This is a genomic window from Paraburkholderia largidicola (assembly GCF_013426895.1).
In the GTDB taxonomy this organism is placed as follows: domain Bacteria; phylum Pseudomonadota; class Gammaproteobacteria; order Burkholderiales; family Burkholderiaceae; genus Paraburkholderia; species Paraburkholderia largidicola.
In genome coordinates, this window is sequence record NZ_AP023176.1 from 2,160,692 (window position 1) to 2,178,433 (window position 17,742).

General features: G+C 63.0%; 18 protein-coding genes. 8 read left to right on the forward strand and 10 right to left on the reverse strand.

Going from position 1 to position 17,742, the window contains the following annotated elements; all coding sequences use genetic code 11:
- Window positions 1–471 precede the first annotated feature (471 nt).
- Window positions 472–2,892, forward strand: coding sequence for a membrane-bound PQQ-dependent dehydrogenase, glucose/quinate/shikimate family (locus tag PPGU16_RS38420; protein WP_180726023.1), 2,421 nt, complete (start codon window positions 472–474; stop codon window positions 2,890–2,892).
- A 92-nt stretch (window positions 2,893–2,984) separates the two neighbouring features.
- Complete coding sequence (locus tag PPGU16_RS38425) at window positions 2,985–4,028, forward strand: porin (RefSeq protein WP_180726024.1); 1,044 nt, start codon at window positions 2,985–2,987, stop codon at window positions 4,026–4,028.
- A gap of 10 nt (window positions 4,029–4,038) precedes the next feature.
- On the opposite strand, the gene PPGU16_RS38430 is transcribed toward PPGU16_RS38425, so the two are convergent.
- A complete protein-coding gene (locus PPGU16_RS38430; protein WP_180726025.1) occupies window positions 4,039–4,497 on the reverse strand; it encodes a type II 3-dehydroquinate dehydratase in 459 nt (152 codons plus the stop codon).
- A 16-nt stretch (window positions 4,498–4,513) separates the two neighbouring features.
- Window positions 4,514–5,881, reverse strand: a complete 1,368-nt coding sequence (locus PPGU16_RS38435; RefSeq protein ID WP_180726026.1) for an MFS transporter — start codon at window positions 5,879–5,881, stop codon at window positions 4,514–4,516.
- Between the two features lie 180 nt (window positions 5,882–6,061).
- Between PPGU16_RS38435 and PPGU16_RS38440 the strand changes: the two genes are divergently transcribed.
- On the forward strand, window positions 6,062–6,844 hold the full coding sequence (locus PPGU16_RS38440; RefSeq protein WP_180726027.1) for an IclR family transcriptional regulator: 783 nt from the start codon (window positions 6,062–6,064) through the stop codon (window positions 6,842–6,844).
- Between the two features lie 776 nt (window positions 6,845–7,620).
- Here PPGU16_RS38440 and PPGU16_RS38445 read toward each other — a convergent pair.
- Both PPGU16_RS38445 and PPGU16_RS38450 read right to left on the reverse strand, forming a co-directional pair.
- Window positions 7,621–8,451, reverse strand: a complete 831-nt coding sequence (locus tag PPGU16_RS38445; RefSeq protein WP_180726028.1) for an aldo/keto reductase — start codon at window positions 8,449–8,451, stop codon at window positions 7,621–7,623.
- A 29-nt stretch (window positions 8,452–8,480) separates the two neighbouring features.
- The gene (locus PPGU16_RS38450) at window positions 8,481–9,320 is read right to left on the reverse strand and encodes an amidohydrolase family protein (RefSeq protein ID WP_180726029.1); all 840 of its coding nucleotides are present in this window, start codon (window positions 9,318–9,320) and stop codon (window positions 8,481–8,483) included.
- 151 nt (window positions 9,321–9,471) lie between these two features.
- On the opposite strand from PPGU16_RS38450, the gene PPGU16_RS38455 reads away from it, so the two are divergent.
- Window positions 9,472–10,368: a LysR family transcriptional regulator gene (locus tag PPGU16_RS38455; protein WP_180726030.1), complete on the forward strand. Its 897-nt coding sequence runs from the start codon at window positions 9,472–9,474 to the stop codon at window positions 10,366–10,368.
- Window positions 10,369–10,377: 9 nt separating this feature from the next.
- On the opposite strand, the gene PPGU16_RS38460 is transcribed toward PPGU16_RS38455, so the two are convergent.
- The 6 genes from PPGU16_RS38460 to PPGU16_RS38485 form a co-directional block, all read right to left on the reverse strand.
- On the reverse strand, window positions 10,378–10,794 hold the full coding sequence (locus PPGU16_RS38460; protein ID WP_180726031.1) for a cupin domain-containing protein: 417 nt from the start codon (window positions 10,792–10,794) through the stop codon (window positions 10,378–10,380).
- A 33-nt stretch (window positions 10,795–10,827) separates the two neighbouring features.
- Complete coding sequence (locus tag PPGU16_RS38465; RefSeq protein ID WP_180726032.1) at window positions 10,828–11,583, reverse strand: SDR family oxidoreductase; 756 nt, start codon at window positions 11,581–11,583, stop codon at window positions 10,828–10,830.
- A 60-nt stretch (window positions 11,584–11,643) separates the two neighbouring features.
- Window positions 11,644–11,886, reverse strand: coding sequence for a hypothetical protein (locus PPGU16_RS38470; protein ID WP_180726033.1), 243 nt, complete (start codon window positions 11,884–11,886; stop codon window positions 11,644–11,646).
- A gap of 387 nt (window positions 11,887–12,273) precedes the next feature.
- Window positions 12,274–12,732, reverse strand: coding sequence for a carboxymuconolactone decarboxylase family protein (locus tag PPGU16_RS38475; RefSeq protein WP_180726034.1), 459 nt, complete (start codon window positions 12,730–12,732; stop codon window positions 12,274–12,276).
- Window positions 12,733–12,755: 23 nt separating this feature from the next.
- On the reverse strand, window positions 12,756–13,415 hold the full coding sequence (locus tag PPGU16_RS38480) for an FMN-dependent NADH-azoreductase (protein ID WP_180726035.1): 660 nt from the start codon (window positions 13,413–13,415) through the stop codon (window positions 12,756–12,758).
- Entirely contained in the window at window positions 13,412–13,849 is a 438-nt protein-coding gene (locus PPGU16_RS38485; RefSeq protein WP_180726036.1) for a GNAT family N-acetyltransferase, read from the reverse strand. Before PPGU16_RS38485 ends, PPGU16_RS38480 begins: the two co-directional genes overlap by 4 nt.
- 90 nt (window positions 13,850–13,939) lie before the next feature.
- Between PPGU16_RS38485 and pdxR the strand changes: the two genes are divergently transcribed.
- The 4 genes from pdxR to PPGU16_RS38505 all read left to right on the forward strand — a co-directional run bounded on the left by pdxR (window position 13,940) and on the right by PPGU16_RS38505 (window position 17,667).
- Window positions 13,940–15,382, forward strand: coding sequence for a MocR-like pyridoxine biosynthesis transcription factor PdxR (pdxR, locus tag PPGU16_RS38490; protein WP_180726037.1), 1,443 nt, complete (start codon window positions 13,940–13,942; stop codon window positions 15,380–15,382).
- Between the two features lie 302 nt (window positions 15,383–15,684).
- On the forward strand, window positions 15,685–16,200 hold the full coding sequence (locus PPGU16_RS38495) for an Ohr family peroxiredoxin (protein WP_180726038.1): 516 nt from the start codon (window positions 15,685–15,687) through the stop codon (window positions 16,198–16,200).
- Between the two features lie 148 nt (window positions 16,201–16,348).
- Window positions 16,349–16,624 (forward strand): DUF3331 domain-containing protein, encoded by a 276-nt coding sequence (locus PPGU16_RS38500; RefSeq protein ID WP_243460703.1) that lies wholly within the window; start codon window positions 16,349–16,351, stop codon window positions 16,622–16,624.
- A 53-nt stretch (window positions 16,625–16,677) separates the two neighbouring features.
- Window positions 16,678–17,667, forward strand: a complete 990-nt coding sequence (locus PPGU16_RS38505) for an alpha/beta fold hydrolase (RefSeq protein ID WP_180727227.1) — start codon at window positions 16,678–16,680, stop codon at window positions 17,665–17,667.
- Window positions 17,668–17,742: the final 75 nt, after the last annotated feature.

A 17,742-nucleotide genomic window follows, 5' to 3' on the forward strand; every position in this document is an offset into this window, starting at 1 on the left:
GTAGGCAATTTCAGTAAGCGCCGCTCATCGACATCGCATCAAAGGTCGATCGTCACAATCGCCTCTCCCCGCCGCTCCCGGAAATCGAAGGGCGGCCCGTCCGGCGGGTGATGTTGCCTTGGTTTGGGTGTCCGCGCATTTTGCGTTAAAATGTACGAACTAGTTAGTCAGGTGAAAATTAGCGCCGTACTTTCGGGCGCATTTGCCCACATCGCGCCCAGCCATCGCCCGGCGCGCAATGCAACGACGCCCACGGCTCAGTGCCAACAGGCTTCGCGCCGTTCGTAGCGCATGCCGAAGCGCGCTGAACTGGCTGTTCGTCACGGCGCAAGCCCGCGACCCAGCAGCCGCCCGAGCCAGCCCCATCACGATGGAAGCGATCTCGCGTCGACCTCACGGCCCGCTGCACGCGAACGCGTGGTCCGTGGCGCTTTGCATGCCCCAATTTTTGCGTACCCATGAAGACAAGCCATGTCCAAGCAACCTCAAACTAAGCCACTATCGACGGCGGCCCGCGTCGGCCTGACGCTCGCCGGAGCGCTCGGCCTGCTGCTCGGCCTGTACTTCGCGATCGGCGGCGCGCTGCTCGTCGCGCGCGGCGGCACCTGGTACTACCTGCTGATGGGCCTCGCCGTCTGCGCGACGGGCATCCAGCTGGCACGACGCAAATCGAGCGCCTGCGTGATCTTCGCGTTCGTGATCGTTGCGACCGTGCTGTGGGCGATCTGGGAAAGCGGATTCGACTTCTGGCCGCTGCAGGCGCGCATCTTCATGTTCACGATGATCGGCATGTTGCTCGCGCCCGTGTATCCCGCGCTGCGCGGATTCCAGGGCAAACACCCGGCGAAGGGCGCCGCGTGGACCGCGGGCCTCGTGCTGCTGGCGTGCAATGCGCTGTTCGTGTACGGCATGTTCGTGCCGCACGGCACGTTCGGCAGCGAGTCCGGCGCAATCAACGCGAAGTCCGATGCCGGCACCGGCGACTGGTCCGCGTATGGCCACTCGGCGGGCGGCGACCGCTTTGCCGGCGCCACGCAGATCGACCGCAACAACGTGAAGAACCTGCAGGTCGCGTGGACCTTCCACACGGGCGACGTGCCCATCAGCCCGGCGGGCGGCGGCGCGGAAGATCAGGAAACGCCGCTGCAGATCGGCGACACGCTGTTCCTGTGCTCGCCGCACAACACGGTGATCGCGCTCGACGCCGCGAATGGCCACGAAAAATGGCGCCATGAATTCCCGACCAGAACGACTGTCTGGGTACGCTGCCGCGGCCTCGCCTACTTCGACGCGACGAAACCCGTGCAGCAGCCGAGCGTCGCCGGTTCGACACCCGTCACGCCCGTTGCAACGCCGGACCAACACGCCGCCTGCCGTCGCCGCATCTACATGAACACGATCGACGCGCAACTCGTAGCGCTCGACGCGGACACAGGCAAGCTGTGCGAGGACTTCGGCAATCACGGCGTGATCGATCTCAAGGCTGGCCTCGGCCACGCGGCGAGCCCGTTGTACGAACTGACGTCGCCGCCGACCGTTGCAGGCACGACCGTCGTGGTCGGTGGACGGGTCGCGGATAACGTATCGCTCGACATGCCCGGCGGCGTGATGCGCGGCTTCGACGTGATGACGGGCGCGATGAAGTGGGCGTTCGATCCGGGCAACCCGCAGGACAAACAGGCGCCCGCGCCCGGCAAGACCTTCGTGCGCTCGACGCCGAACGTGTGGGCGCCGATGTCGTACGACGCCACATCGAACACCGTGTACCTGCCTGTCGGCAGCGCGGCGATCGACCTGTGGGGCGTGAAACGCACAAGGCTCGACGAATCGTACGGCGCCTCGATTCTCGCACTCGACGCGACGACGGGTGCAGAGAAGTGGCACTTCCAGACGGTCCATCACGATCTGTGGGACTACGACGTGCCGATGCAGCCGACGCTCGTCGACTTCCCCGTCGACGGCAAGACCGTGCCGGCGCTGATCGTCGGCACGAAGATGGGGCAGTTGTTCGTGCTCGATCGCCTGACGGGCAAGCCGCTGACGAAGGTCATCGAACAGCCGGTCAAGTCCGCGACGATTCCAGGCGAGCCGTATGCGAAGACCCAGCCGTTGTCGGTCGGCATGCCGCAGATCGGCGCCGATGTGCTGAAGGGCGCCGACATGTGGGGCGTGACGCCCGTCGACCAGATGATGTGCCGCATCATCTTCCACGGCATGCGCTACGACGGCCTGTTCACCGCGCCGGATACCGACACGTCGCTGAGCTTCCCCGGCTCGCTCGGCGGCATGAACTGGGGCGGTCTGTCGTACGACCCGAACGCGGGCATGATCTTCGTGAACGACATGCGCCTCGGGCTGTGGGTTCATCTCGTCAAGGAAGAGCGCAAGGGCGGCACGTCGAACGGCAATGAGGCGGTGAACGCGGGGATGGGCGCAGTACCGCTCGGCGGCACGCCGTATTCGGTGACGAAGGACCGCTTCTTCTCGCCGCTCGGCATTCCGTGCCAGAAGCCGCCGTTCGGCAGCCTGACGGCGATCGATCTGAAAACGCGCAGCATCGCGTGGCAGGTCCCGCTCGGCACGGTGCGCGACACGCGTCTGTGGGGCGTGCAGATGCATATGCCCACGCCGATCGGCATGCCGACCATCGGCGGGTCGCTCAGCACGGGCGGCGGCCTCGTGTTCTTCGCCGCGACGCAAGACTACTACCTGCGCGCATTCGATAGTTCGACGGGCAAGGAAGTGTGGAAGGCACGGCTCCCCGTGGGTAGCCAGGGCACGCCGATGAGCTATGTGCTCAACGGCAGGCAGTACATCGTGATATCGGCGGGTGGCGCGCGCCAGTCGCCCGATCGCGGCGACTATGTGATCGCCTACGCGCTGCCGCAATAACGCGTGCAGTGCGAGCCTGATGCGTGCGCGTTCGCGGCGCGCATCAGGCGCTTTTCATCGTGCCAGTTGCGCACGGACTCACCGCTTCCCTCATGAAACGTTCATTACTTGCGTCGCCTGTTGCGCGGCGCACGTCCATTGCATTCGCCGTGTTCGCAGCGCACGTCGCGAGCGCTCATGCGCAGGCGTCCGTCACGCTGTACGGCGCGCTCGATACCAGCATCGAAATCACAAATCCGGGCGCGGCCTACGTCGCGCGCATGGATTCCGGCGCGTATCGCGGCTCGCGCGTGGGGCTGCGCGGCGCGGAAGATATCGGCAACGGCGTCCAGATCCTGTTCGACCTGGAGAATGGATTCAGTTCGGGCAACGGCTCGCTCGCCGTCGCGAATACGATCTTCAATCGCCAGGCGTGGATCGGCGCTGCGACGCCGTACGGTACCGTGCGTATCGGCCGTCAGTATTCGCCGATCTACATCCCGTTCAAGGGACAACTCGACGCGTTCGGCGCCGGCACGATCGCCTCGGGCCTGAACAACCTGTCGAAGATCACGCCGTACGCGAGCAACGCAATCACGTATCTGTCACCCGAATTTCACGGCTTCTCGACGACAGTGATGGCGATGATGCGCGACCCCGCCGACGGCGACGGCAACGGTCTCGCCGGCCATATCGAAACCTTCGCATGGCGCAATGGCCCGTTGCGGGTTTCCTATGCGCATCAACAGACGCATGGCGACGGCGCGCTGCGTGCCAATCTTGGCGGCATGTCGTACGCGTATGGCGCGTTGACGGGTTTCGTCTCGTTCTTCAATGGCGATGGCGGCACGCCGCGTTATCACAACGACGGCGTGTCGGTGTCGGCGCGCTACGCGGTCAATGGACGTTTTCGCACTTCACTCGGCTACGCGTATCTGCGCGACCGCTCGGGCGGCGACAATAACGCCGACCAGTTCAGCGCGGCGTGCGAATACGATCTGTCGAAACGCGTGCTGCTCTATGCGAGCGCGGGCTGGTTGAGGAACCGCGGACAGGGAGAATTCACGCTCAAGGGCGTGAACGTCACGGGCCTCACACCGTCGTGGCCAGGCGCGACGGTGCGAGGCGTGCAGTTCGGGATGATCGACCGCTTTTAGGCTGTCTGTCTCATCGCGCTGCCGTTGCCTGCTGCGAAAGGCTACTCGCGACAGCCCGCATCGCGAGCAGATAACCGTCCGGGCCGAGGCCGCAGATCACACCGCGCGCCGCCAGCGAAATCAGCGAATGCCGGTATTGCTCGTCACGTTGATGAATATTCGTGATGTGCACTTCGATCACCGGCTGACGGATCAGCTTGACGGCATCCAGCACGGGAATCGAAGCGAACGAAAAGCCAGCAGGATTGATGACGACGGCCGCGTCCGCTTCGTATGCTTCCTGTAGCCAGTCGACCATCACGCCTTCGTGATTGGTCTGGCGAAACTCACAGCGCACGCCGAGTTCTTCCGCGAGCGCTTCCGTTCTTTCCTTGATCTGCGCGAGCGTCGTCGTGCCGTACAGATGCGGCTCGCGTTTGCCGAGCATGTTGAGGTTCGAACCGTTCAACACATAAACCGTTGGTTTCATCTTGCTTGCCTGCGTTTCAATGGGAATGGGATTGCATCGAGCCGTGCGTGGAAGCGCCCAGCACTTCCGCTTTCGAATCGGCCCGGTTCATATCGATGCCGAGCGTTTCGGGTGCGGTCAGAATCGCGACGAGCGAGATCACGTTGAACGCGACGCATACGGCAACCACGCCCCACGGCGAACCGTTGCACACCGCGAACAGCCATACGGCGAGGACGGGCATGGGGCCGCCGGCAACGAGGTTGGCGCCTGTGTACGCGAGCGCCGAGCCCGAATAACGCACGTTGGTCGGAAAGGCTTCTGCGAAGGCGACCGGCTGAATGCCGCTCTGGAATTGCGTGAAGCCGAGAAAGAAGCCCATTGCGAGCAGCATCGGCAGGAAGCTCTTCGTATCGAGAATCTGGAAGTAGAAGAACAGCATGGCGAGCGTCATGCACGATCCCAGCGCGAGCGCCTTGCGTCGTCCGATGCGATCGCTCAGCATGCCGCCCGCGAGCGCGCCGGCGATCGCGCAGACATTCGCGCCCATCAGCAGCAGAAAGCCGGTTTGTTTCGGCACGCCGAGTGTCTTCGTCACATAGCTCAGCGAGAACACGACGATCAGATAGAAAATCGCCGCCGGGCCGCAGAAGAACAGCATCCAGCGCAGCACCGTGCGCCAGTGCAGACGCAGGGCATCGCGCAACGGACTGCCCACGTCCACGACTTCCGTTTTGCGCAGCGCTTCGAATGCGGGCGTCTCGCTGACCCGCAGACGGATATACACGCCGACGATCACGAGAATGAAGCTCATCACGAACGGAATGCGCCAGCCGTAGCTGTCGAATGCCTCAGTCGACATCGTCGACGACAGCCCTAGCAACACGCCATTCGCCATGATCTGACTGAGCGGCGAGCATAGGCCGAGCAGGCCCGAGTATTTGCCGCGCCGGTCGGCGCTCGCATGTTCGATCGCCATCAGTTGCGCGCCCGTCGATTCGCCGCCCAGCGCAAAGCCTTGCAAGATGCGCAGCAACACGAGCAGTAACGGCGCCCACACGCCGATGCTCGCGTAGGTCGGCAACAGGCCCATCAGCATCGACGACAGGCCCATCACGGATACGGTCGCGAGCATCAGGTTACGGCGGCCGAGCTTGTCGCCCAGATGCCCGCAGATGATGGCGCCCAGCGGCCGCGCCGCGAGGCCGACGCCGAACGTTGCCAGCGACGCGAGCAATGCCGATGTCGAATCCATTGCCGGAAAGAACAGCTTGGGCAGCACGGTCGCGGCGAGTGCGCCGTATAGCGTGAAGTCGAACCATTCGAGCGCGGTGCCGATGGCGGCCGCCGTGACGGCGCGGGTGCGCATCGCCTGTTGCGCGGGTAGATGCGATGGGTTGCTCATGGTGTCTCCTCTCCAAACCTTTGCCGGCTACGCGATGTGCCGGGACGTTGTTGTTTCGGCGGCATGCGCCGCGCGACGTGCACAGATTAACAGCGCTGCTGGGATGTCATTCCAGGGTGGAATTTCATCCCGTATCGTGCAATCATCGCGAAAAACTGACGCAGACAGGAGACGCACACGATGCCGGGCGTGACCGAACGGACCATGGCCGTCCTTGAATTTCTGGCGACGCAAATGGAGGGAACGCCGCTCGCGCTGATCTCAGACCAGCTCGAGATTCCGCGCAGCGCCTGCCACAGGTTGCTGGTCGATCTGAAGCAATGCGGCTATGTGCGGCAGCTTCGCGAGCACGGCGACTACGTGCTGACGACGAAGATGGTCGGCCTGGGACTCAGCTATCTGGCGACGTCGGGTATCGTCGACATTGCGCAGACCATGCTGGACCGGCTGGCGGAGGGATCGGGCGAACTGGTGCGGCTCGCCATCGTCGACGGCGACCGGCTGACGTGGGTGGCGAAATCGCAAGGCGCGCTGAAGGGCCTGCGCTACGACCCGGATATGGGCATGGATACGATCCTGTCTTGCAGCGCGACAGGTCACGCGTGGATGATGACGATGAGCGACGAGCGCGCGCTCGAACTCGTTACACGGCAGGGTTTTGGTTCACCGAAGCAATATGGGCCGAAGGCGCCCACTACGGTCGATGGATTGCTCAAGTTTGTTCACGCTGCGCGTGAGCGCGGTTATGCGACGATCAATGAAGTTTTCGCGCCGGGGATGACGGCGATGGCTGCGCCCGTGCAGCGGCGTGGCTATCCGGCTATTGGTGTGATCAGCATTGCTGGGCCGTTGGTGCGGCTCACGGAGAAGCGCATGGAGGCGCTTGGGCCGACGCTGGTTGCTGCTGCTAGTGAACTCGCGGCGGCGAGTCTTGCTTCGCCGTTGTTTGCGCGTGTGAGGTAGGGGGGGGCGGCCTGCGCGGTTTGGTTTTTGGAGTTTCGGGCTTTTTGCTGGCATCCGCGGTTTGCGTTTTCGCTGGCATCCGCGTGATGTTATTGGTTCGCAAGCGTTGCCCCTGTGCGGGGCGGCACCTACTTTTCTTTGCCGCCGCAAAGAAAAGTAGGCAAAAGAAAGCGGCTAACACCGCCAATCCTTGTTCCTGCCTGAGGGCCCCCAACGGGTCTTACGCTTCATACGGCAATGCCCTGGTTCGTGCTCGTTGCCAACGTTCTCTCTGTACGCCTCACCCACTTCACGCACCCGCATCACAGCACGCCGTGCCAGATAGTCCGCTGCCGCCCAGGTGGCAAACTGTGTGTAGGCCCAAGGACTCCATACGCCTCACTTCGGACCGATAGCGCATGCGTTCCACCCCGTAAGAGCGCTACCTTTTACGACGTGACAACCTACACACAGTTTGCCACCTGGGCGGCACGAACCATTCGCTGCCGCTGGCCCAAGTGCGGGCATTTGAAGTGGGTGAGGCGCTCATTCGAAGCGTGGGCAATGCGCGCAAACAGAAATGCTGCCGTGTGAAGCATGGGGACGTTGGGGCCCGTGGATAGGCACACGTGCTGGCGGTGTTAGCCGCTTTCTTTTGCCTACTTTTCTTTGCGGCGGCAAAGAAAAGTAGGTGCCGCCCCGCACAGGGGCAACGCTAGCAAACCAGAAGCAAAACGCGGATGCCAGCAAAAACCCCAAAACCCCAAACCGCCGGCCGGCAAAAACCACTCCCCAAATCACATAGCCTCATCCCACTGCGGCGCGAACGCAGGACTCACCAGCCGCTCACCCTTCGGCAACGCCGCAATCCCCGCACGGTCCTCATCATCGAGCCGCACATCCAGCGATGCCAGATTCGACGCCTGATTCACCGCGCCACCAGCCTTAGGCACAGCAGCGACATTCCCCTGCTCGAGCAGCCACGCCAGCGCGATCTGCGTCGGCAGCACACCATGCTTGCGCGCAATAGCAACAACTGCAGGAATCTCCGACACACGATTCCGCGCCAGCGGGCTATACGCTGTCAGCGCCATCTCATGCTGCCGCGCGAAATCGAGCAGCTTCGTCTGACCGAGCGTCACGTGATACTCGACCTGAATCGCCGCAAGCGGCGCACCGATCGTCTCGACAGCTTCACGCAGCAGCGGCAACGGAAAGTTCGCAACACCGATCGCCCGCGCAAGCCCGCGCTCCTTCAAACCGACGAGCGCATCGATCGAGCGGCGCAGATCCATGTCCGTCGTCGGCCAGTGAATCAGAAACAGATCCACGTATTCGCTGCGCAAGTCTCGCAACGAACGCTCGCATGACGCGCGCAGCGCCTGCGGCTCGAGTTGATCCCACCAGACCTTGCTGGTCACGTGGATCTGCTCGCGCGGCACCGGCGACGCTGCGAGCGCGGCGCCGACGGCATCTTCGTTCTGATAGCCCGCCGCCGTGTCGATATGCCGATAGCCCAGTTCGAGAGCCTGAACGACGGCACGCGTGCATTCTTCGCCGACCATCGGCCAGGTGCCGAGGCCGAGCTTCGGCATGTCGAGGCCGTGTCGGTTGACGATGTGTTCCAAGCGTTGTTTCTCCATCATTGATACGGGTGTCAAGATCGTTGCCTGTCGAAACCGAAAAGGCGTCGCGGTGTTTCCCACTGAATCTGATGCCGCGTTTGTGCGTCGGGAACGATCTGCCCGAACAGCGTCAGCAGCGGCCCATAGTCCAGCCGCTCGGGCGCGCGCAGAAACGGCCAGTCGGAACCCCATACGCAACGTTGCGGGCCAAACGCGCTCAGTAGCGCATGCGCGTAAGGCCACGCGTCCTCATAGGGGTACGCGTTGCGCGAGTACTTCTGCCAGCCCGACAGCTTGACGCTCGCGCGCGCGGAATCCGCAAGCCGCAGCAGCGCCTGAAAACCCGGTTGATCGACGCCCGCTTCGATATCGGGCCGCCCGCCGTGGTCGATGACGATCTGCGCTTCCTGCTGCGCAAGCCAGGGCGCCAGGGCGACCAGTTGATCGCCGCACACCTGGATCTGCGCAAACATCCCGAAGTCGGCCAGCATGGCGAACAGCGCGCCTGCATCGCGCACGAGTTCGACGCCTTCCATCGCCGGATTGAATGCGACGCCAACCACGCCAGCGCGACGCAGCGCCGATAGCTCGCCTCTGCCGATATCGTTGTCGACCACCGCGATGCCGCGAAAGCGCTCCTGGTACGTCTCCAATGCGTCGAGCAGGCAGCGGTTGTCGGTCCGGTAGCCGCTCGTCGGGCCGACCAGCAGCGCGTGCCGCACGCCATATGCATCCATCACGCGAACGAACTGTGCAGCCGTGCCGATCTCCTGCTGTGCCGGCCGATACGCGGTGTCGTCCCGGTAGGGAAAGCGAACGGGATCGAAGATATGGCAGTGGCAATCGATCTTGTCTTCGTCGAATACGCTCATCCCAGTTCCCTATGCAGGCCGTCGTGTCTGCTGCGCGCAGCAGCGCCAATCGCGGCACGGCAATACTAAGGGGTTGCCGTGCCGCTGTCGTATGCCGTGTTTAGGCTACCCTATAACCTTTGGTTAATGCCTGCACGGATACGGAACAACGATGCGTTTCAAGTTGCGACAGATGGAAGTGTTCCGCGCGGTGATGCTGACGGGCTCGATCAACGCGGCGGCGAAGATGCTGTATGTCTCGCAGCCCGCCGTCAGCAAGCTGGTCGCACACACCGAGACGACGCTCGGACTGCGTCTCTTCGAGCGCGCAAAGGGTCGGCTCATTCCGACGGCCGAAGCGCAGGCGCTGTATCGCGAGGTCGAGCAGGTCTATCAATCGGCCCTGCGTGTCGATGAATTCGCGCGGGCGCTCGCGCTCGGCCCGGCAAGCCTGCTGCGCGTCGCGTGCAGCCCGTCGCTCGCGCCTGGCGTGGTCGCGCCCGCCATCGTCGAGCTGAAGCGGCAGTTGCCGGGGCTCAGCGTCGACTGGCACACCACGCTGATGGCCGACATGCCGCTCGAAGTGCTGAGCAAAACCGTCGATATCGCGATCACGTCGCTGCCGCTCGAGCATGAGCATCTGGAGGCCGTGCCGTTCATGCGCGGCCGCATGGTGTGCGCATTGCCGCCGGGCCATCCGCTCGCCGCCCGCGAACGGATTGCGCTCGCGGACCTGCAGCAGGAGCCGATGATCCTTTTCCGGCGCGACATCCCGTTCGGCACGATCATCGTGCGCGCATGCCAGCAGGCGAATGTCGAACTGACATCCGTGGTCGACGTCACACGCGCCGATCAGGCGCTCGCGCTCGTGCGCGGCGGCCTCGGACTGGCGATCGTCGACGAGTTCGCGGCGGGCGAGGTCGACTGCATCGTGCGTCCGCTCGTCGAGGATCTGGAGATGGTATCGACGTTCGTCTATTCGAAATTCTCTCCGCCGTCGCGCAGCGCGACAGTGCTGATGCAAGCCGTCTGCCGTCGCGCAGACGAACTCGGCAGACGGACCCGTTGAGCCTTTAGCTCAATTGCCGAATGGCGTCGTCAGTTCCGTCTCGTTCGTATCCACCACGAAGACAGCGAGAAGCTTTGCCGGCTTCGTTTTGCTCGCATTCGCGCTGACGCCGTGGCGGTCGCCGGGCATTTCGGAAAAATTCTGCCCGGCCTTGTAGACCGTCACGGGTCCGTCATTGATCTGACTGCGGATCGCACCCTCCAGCACGGTCGCATAGATGAACGCGGACTTCGCGTGCGTATGACCGGACGAATAGCCGCCCGGACCATACTCGATCAGCACGCCCTTGATGCTCTTGCCTGGAACGTTGGGCAGTTCGTGCTGATAGACGAGCGTCACCTTGGCGCTCTTTTCTTTTGGCGTCTGCGCAAGCACGCTGCCGAACGGCAAGCTCGCGACGAGCAGCGTACAGAGGATGCGTTTCATGTCACACCTGTTCTTAGTTCGAAGGATGCGCAATCAGGCTTTGCTCTGCGAGTGTCGAAACCATTCATCGAAGCCGATCTTGCCGAGGCGCGCGTCGCCCAGTGGCACGAGCGACAGATCTCCCACCAGGCCGCCGAAGTAACGGGCCTCGGGGTCGCGCACGACTTCGCGCGGATCGCCGGCCGCTTTCAGATAACGGGCGACGATTTCGTCGAACGGCGCGCGCTCGGGTCCGGCAATTTCGATGATGCCGTTGCGCGGCGCGGCAAGCGCAACATCGGCGACGATCGCGGCGACGTCATCGGCCGCAATGGGTTGGAACATGCCGGGCGAGAGCCGGACCGCATTGTCCTGCATGCCTGAATCGGCAATGCCGCCGAGAAATTCGAAGAACTGGGTCGAGCGGATGATCGTGTAGGGAATGCCGGAAGCCTCGACCAGCTTCTCCTGCGCGACCTTCGCGCGAAAGTAGCCGTTCTCGGCCGTGCGATCCGTTCCGACGATGGACAGCGCGACATGGTGCCGGACGCCCGCCTGCGCCTCGGCCGTGCGTAGATTGCGGCCAGACGCTTCGAAGAATTCCAGCACCGCCTTGTCTTCGAACGAGGGCGAATTGGACAGGTCGATCACCACCTGCGCGCCCGTCAGGCACTCTTTGAGCCCTTCGCCCGTGATGGTGTTGACGCCGCTCCTGGGCGAAGCGGCGACGACATCGTGATCGGCCTGGCGCAGGATCGCGGCCGTCTTCGAGCCGATCAGGCCCGTGCCGCCGATGATAACGATCTTCATGATTCACCCTCCATCGTCGATCGTTGCAGAGCGTTCAACGGTTCGAACGCGAACGCTGCTTCAGTGGCCCGAATTCGGGGTGCACCGGGCCAGGTGGCCGCAGCTGGCCGGCGGTGCCCACGCTGCGTGGGCTGGATTGCCCATCGCCATGGTGGTTCCGGATACGCCGCCGTACTCGGTGGTGCTGGACGTGGTGGCGGGCGGTTGCGCATTCTGTTGCGCCGGCGTGCCTTGAGCGTGCGCCACGTTCGTCAGAGCGAGCGCTGCGGTGCATGCGGCGGAAAGGATGAATCGTGTCTTCATGATTTGACTCCTTCAATACGACATCAGGTTCGGGAACCTGCAACCGCGTTGGCTTCGTCGAAGCCGACGCAGCGACGAGCGGTGCCCGACAGGCACTGCTCGCGATTCCCCAAGCGGCCAGACGAGCCGATGCACGGCTGTGCGCCTGGCCTGCTGCCTGGTTCATGGGAAATGAGACGCGGCTATCACCGCGGGTGGCGTTCGAGGTGGCAGATGCACCTGAAGAATCGTCAAAGGGCCGGTAAGCCCCGCGCGCGTAAAGAAAACGCACCATAAAAACATAGACGTTCTTCAGGAAAATGGAACATCAATTTGAAAGGCCCGCGTACTGCTTTTGAATGCAAGTCCCGCTCGCCGCTTCGCATCGTTAGCCTCGCTTACGCGCTATCAGTCGATGGGGTTTGCGTCGACAGGCTGATGCATGCCAATCGCCATACGATTCCACGCGTTGATGACGGCGACGGCCCACGTCAATTCGACGATTTCCGCGTCGTTAAAGTGCTCGCGCAATGCCTGATATTCGACTTCGCGGTCCGCATGGCCGTCAGGAAGGCGCGTCAACGATTCGGCCCATGCCAGAGCGGCCTGCTCTCTGGCCGTGAAGAAGTCGGTCTCGCGCCACGCCGACAACACGTTCAGGCGCTGCCACGATTCACCGCCCTTGCGCAGTTCGCGCGCATGCATGTCGAGACAGTAGGCGCAGCCGTTGATTTGCGAGACGCGCGTCTGCACGAGTTCGATCAGCTTGCTGCCAAGCGACGACTCGGCCAGCGACTGGCTGACGGCATATAGCGACTTGAATTGCGCAGGTGCGAGCGTGGTCCACGCGAGGCGAGGTGCATTCATGATGAACTCCAGAAAGTAAGGGGTTAAGCAATGGAAGAAGCGTTGAATTCGGATGACGCGTAGCGCTGCGGGTTGTCGCGCAGCCACTGCGCCGCCTTTGCCTCGACGAGCGCAAGCGGCTCATCCGTCGATACAAGGCTCGCCGCATGCATGAACGTGACGTCCTTGAGTCCGATCACGCCCAGCACCGCGGACAGATAAGGCCGAAAGAAGTCCGGCTGATAGGCGGGCTCGCGGAACATTGCGCCGCCGGCGGTCACGGCGACGAAAGTCGGCCGGTCGCGCAGCAAGCCGACCTTGCCGTTCGCGCCCGCTTTGAACGTCACGTCGATACGCACCACGTGATCGATCCAGTTCTTGAGCACGGCAGGTACCGTGAAGTTGTGCACGGGCGTCGAGATCCAGAGCATGTCCGCCTGATCCAGTTCACGGATCAGTTCGTCCGACACAGCGAGCGCCTCGCCAAACCGCGCTTTCGCCACGTTACCGGGCAGCACCAGCGACTCCGCGTACGCTTCCGTGATGGCCGGCAACGGCTGCGCGCCGAGATCGCGCCGCGTAATTTCGATGTCCCGCCCAAGACGCCCGGCCATGGCAGGCAGCAAATGGCGGGTGAAGTGTCGGCTCGTCGAGTTGTCGCGCCGGGGGCTGCAATCGAGCAGCAACACCTTGAGGCTGTTCATGCCAGCTCCATGCTGAAGTGAAGGCCGCGCGCCAGCAGGCCGCAGCGGAAATAGAAGCGTTGCGCGAGCGCGTTGGCGAGCGCCGTGTCGAGCACCAGACGCTGGCAATCGTCGACGCGGCCCAGCGCGCCCAGTTCGGCAAGCAGGCGTTCGCCATGCCCCCGGCCGCGTCCCGCCTCGTCTGTGATCAGATCGTCGACGTAGATAAAGCGGCCGTGAATCAGGTTGTCGATACGCCGATAGCCGGCCAGCGCGACGGGCTTGCCGTTTTCCCAGACGCCCAGCAGGCGGTAGCCTTGTGCGCGTTGCAGCGCGACGCGAGCGACAAAGTCCTCGGGCGAATTCAATTGGGGACGCAGTTGATGCATGACGTCGAAACAGGCCAGCACATCGGCATCTGTTTCGGCATGTCGGAGGGTCGGTGTGTCAGTCATGATGCCGATGGAGAGGGGTTGGTGTAGGCTTCAGTGTCGTCGTTCGATGACCCAGCCAACAGGGCCATTTTTCCTGCTTCAGACCAGGCCATGACACAGCCAGCCGCCCAGGCGAAACCCGGCGCTTCGCCCATCCACGAGCAGATCTATGCGCGGTTTCGCGCGATGATCGAACAGGGGCAGCTCAGCCCCGGCCAGAAGGTGTCGTCGTTGCGGGCATTGGCGACCGAACTGGGCGTGGCGCGCGGCACCGTGCAGGTCGCCTACGACCGCCTGCTCGGAGAGGGCTACCTCGTTGCCCGTGGTCCGGCGGGGACGTTCGTTTCGGAGCACGCGACGCCGGCGCAACCCGCTCGAGTGACGCAGGCTGCTGTCGTCGCGCGCCCGCCGCCGACGCAGGACGCGCCCGACCACATCATCGAAGTGGATGGCGGCACGCCCGCGCCATTTCAGATGGGGCTGCCCGCGCTCGATGAATTCCCGAGGAAGCTCTGGGCGGGACTGATGGCGCGGCAAGTTCGTAAGGCGGGATCGCTCACCAAGCCCGCGCCCGCCGGATACATGCCGTTGCGCGAGGCGCTGGCGGCCTATCTGCACCGCTCGCGCGGCATCGACGCGTATGCGGGCCAGGTGTTCATCGTGCCCGCCTATACCGCCAGCCTCGCGTTGACCGTCGACGCACTCGGCCTGGCAGGCGAAAGCGCCTGGGTCGAGCATCCGGGCTATCCACCCACCGCGCAGACGCTCAAACGACTCGGCTTACAGGTCTGCGATGTCTGCGTCGATCAACACGGCATCGACGTCGCCTTTGGCCGGGCCCATTTCCCAACCGCGCGGCTCGCCGTCGTCACGCCGTCGCATCAGAGTCCAACAGGGGTCGCGTTGCCGTTACAGCGCCGCGTCGAACTTCTCGATTGGGCGAGCGAACGTGACGCATGGATCGTCGAGGACGACTATGACGGCGAGTACCGGTATCGCGGTCATCCATTGCCCGCGCTGAAAAGCATGGACTCGGGCGGACGGGTGATCTATTGCGGCACGCTGAGCAAGGTACTGTTTCCGGGGCTGCGGCTTTCGTATGTGGTCGTCGCGCAAAACCTCGTTCCGCACTTCGAACAGGCGTGCAGGCGTACCGCGCACGGCGGCTGCCCCGAACTGCTGCAAGCAGCCGTCGCCGGGTTCATCAGCGAAGGCCACTTCTCCCGGCATATCAAGCGAATGCGAACGCTCTACGCCCGGCGGCGAGCGCTGCTGGCCGAAGCGCTCGCGCCGTACGCTGCCGAAGGCTTCGTCGTTCATTTGCAGGACGGCGGCATGCATCTTCTCGTCGACGTACGCGACGATCTCGACGATGTCGTGCTGGCCAGCCTCGCCCGCGCCGCAGGCTTCGCCGTGCATGCCCTCACGACATGGCGCAATGGCGCACCCGGACGCCGCGGCCTGTTGCTCGGATTCACGAACGTTCGAGATCGCGAAGAAGCTAAAAGGCTGGTTGCGGAACTGATACGTTCGTTCGAATTGCAAGCAGGTTAGCGGTGTAGTTATTTCTTTCTATCAGGTATCCGCCATATAGTTCGTCATCCGAATTATATGAGCAATCAATTCTTCACAAAACGACACTGTACCGGTGAAGGCTCAAGTCAGCGTATTCAACGCATCACGCCCTTAAATCCGAATTCGTCTGGATTGATGTTCCGGATGCAACACGGTGCTCCCCTCTGCGAGTCTTCTGCGCAACGTTGCTTCCCCCTACGATTCATCCTGCGCAGAAGGCGTGCGAATCGAATCGCGCGTACCCATGCAACGAAACTAGCCGCTACTACACCCCGAAACGAATGACAACGCTACGCCCGCCGCCATTGACGTTACTCGACAAGTACTCCGGACAAGAGCCTCAGATCCTGTATTCGACCACGGTCACCGTCACGGGCGGCGGCACGGGTCATGGACGTGCATCAGGTATCGCGCGCTCGGACGACGGGCAACTCACCGTCGATCTGCGCATGCCCAAAGCGCTCGGCGGACCCGGTGGTGGAACCAATCCGGAGCAGTTATTCGCCGCGGGATATGCGGCCTGTTTTCACGGCGCGCTCAGTTTGTTGGCGGCCCGCTCTGCTGTTCGTATTCGCGACGCGTCGGTCGATGTCACCGTCGACTTCGGCCGGGACCCGATGGATGGCCTGTTCGTGCTGAGCGCGCATACGCGCGTTCATTTGCCGGGCGTCGATCGCGCCGTCGCTGAAGAACTGGTTCGCAAGACCGAACGCTTTTGCCCGTACACGAAGATGGCAAGGCAGGGCATCGTGAATGTCGTCGCGCTCGTCGTGGCTGACGAGACCCGCGAGTCGTGACGCAGTTCGCCACATCGTAGAGAGGTTGGAAATGAACAGAATCGATCCATGGTGCCAGATAGTCAGCGGGTTGCACGGTCGCAGCCGCTTCGCCGCGCAGCAAAACCCCGCATCCGCAGGGCGCGGGCCACGCGAACGATCCAGTCCGATGACCGCCGCGATGGCCAATGCTTCGTCGATCCGTCGCATCGAGTGGCAGACCACCTGCACGATTCTGATTTCGTGGAGCGATTCGACGTTAGGCAGGTTCGAAGATCAGACATGGCGCGCAGGCTTTGCGCGCACCTCGGGTATTTGCGGTCTGACAGGTGTGCCCGTTCGTCGCGGCGACCCGGTGTTCCGGCCGCTACAGCGAGCCGGCGCGCTGCCGCGAAACGCGTTCGACATGATTCTCGCCGACACGCTAAGAGCACCGATGAGCTAAAGGTTGAATGAGTAGTGCATTTGAAGCAAGGCATGAAAACAAGGGCAATGACTATGTCGAAAAACAGTAACGAGAAGCAAAATTCCACGCGCCGAAGCATTCTGATCGGCAGCGCCGCAGCGGCAGGCGGACTCGCCGCATCGCTGATTCCGGGCACGCTGCAGGCGGCGCAGCCCGGTGCGTCCTCAGGCGCGTCGAAGCATCAAGGCCAACATCCGGCGAGCTACATCGCGGCGAAAGACGGCACGCAGCTGTATTACAAGGATTGGGGCTCAGGCCGCCCGGTCGTGTTCTGTCACGGCTGGCCGCTCAGTTCCGATAGCTGGGAGTCGCAGATGATGTTCGTGGCGTCGCACGGTTACCGTGCTGTCGCTCATGACCGTCGTGGACATGGACGCTCTAGCCAGCCCTGGAACGGCAACGAGATGGACACCTACGCGGACGATCTCGCCACCGTATTCGAGGCGCTAGGTCTGAACGACGCGATTCTCGTCGGCTTTTCGACGGGTGGCGGAGAAGTGGCCCGCTACCTTGGCCGGCATGGCACGAAGCGTGTGTCCAAAGTGGTGCTCGTGTCCGCTGTGCCGCCGTTGATGCTGAAAACGCCTGCCAATCCGGGCGGATTGCCAATCGACGTATTCGACGGTCTGCGTGCCGCCCAACTGGCGAACCGGCCGCAGTTCTACAGGGACGTGCCGGCGGGTCCGTTCTACGGCTTCAATCGTCCAGGCGCCAAGCCGTCGCAGGGTCTGATCGATTCGTGGTGGACGCAGGGCATGCAAGGCGGCCACAAGAACACCTACGATTCGATCAAGGCGTTTTCCGAAACGGACTTTACCGAAGACCTGAAGAAGATCGATGTTCCCACGCTGATCGTCCACGGCGACGATGACCAGATCGTGCCTATCGATGCAGCGGGACGTGCGTCGGCGAAGCTGATCCGGAATTCGAAGCTGATCGTCTATCCCGGCGCGCCGCATGGTTTGACGGACACGCACAAAGAAAAATTCAACGCGGATCTTCTGGCGTTCATTCAGAGTTAAGCCCGGTCGAAAAATGACGCGTAGGGGCAAGCACTGCCGTGCTTGCCTTTTTTATCTCCATTCACACTTCGTGCC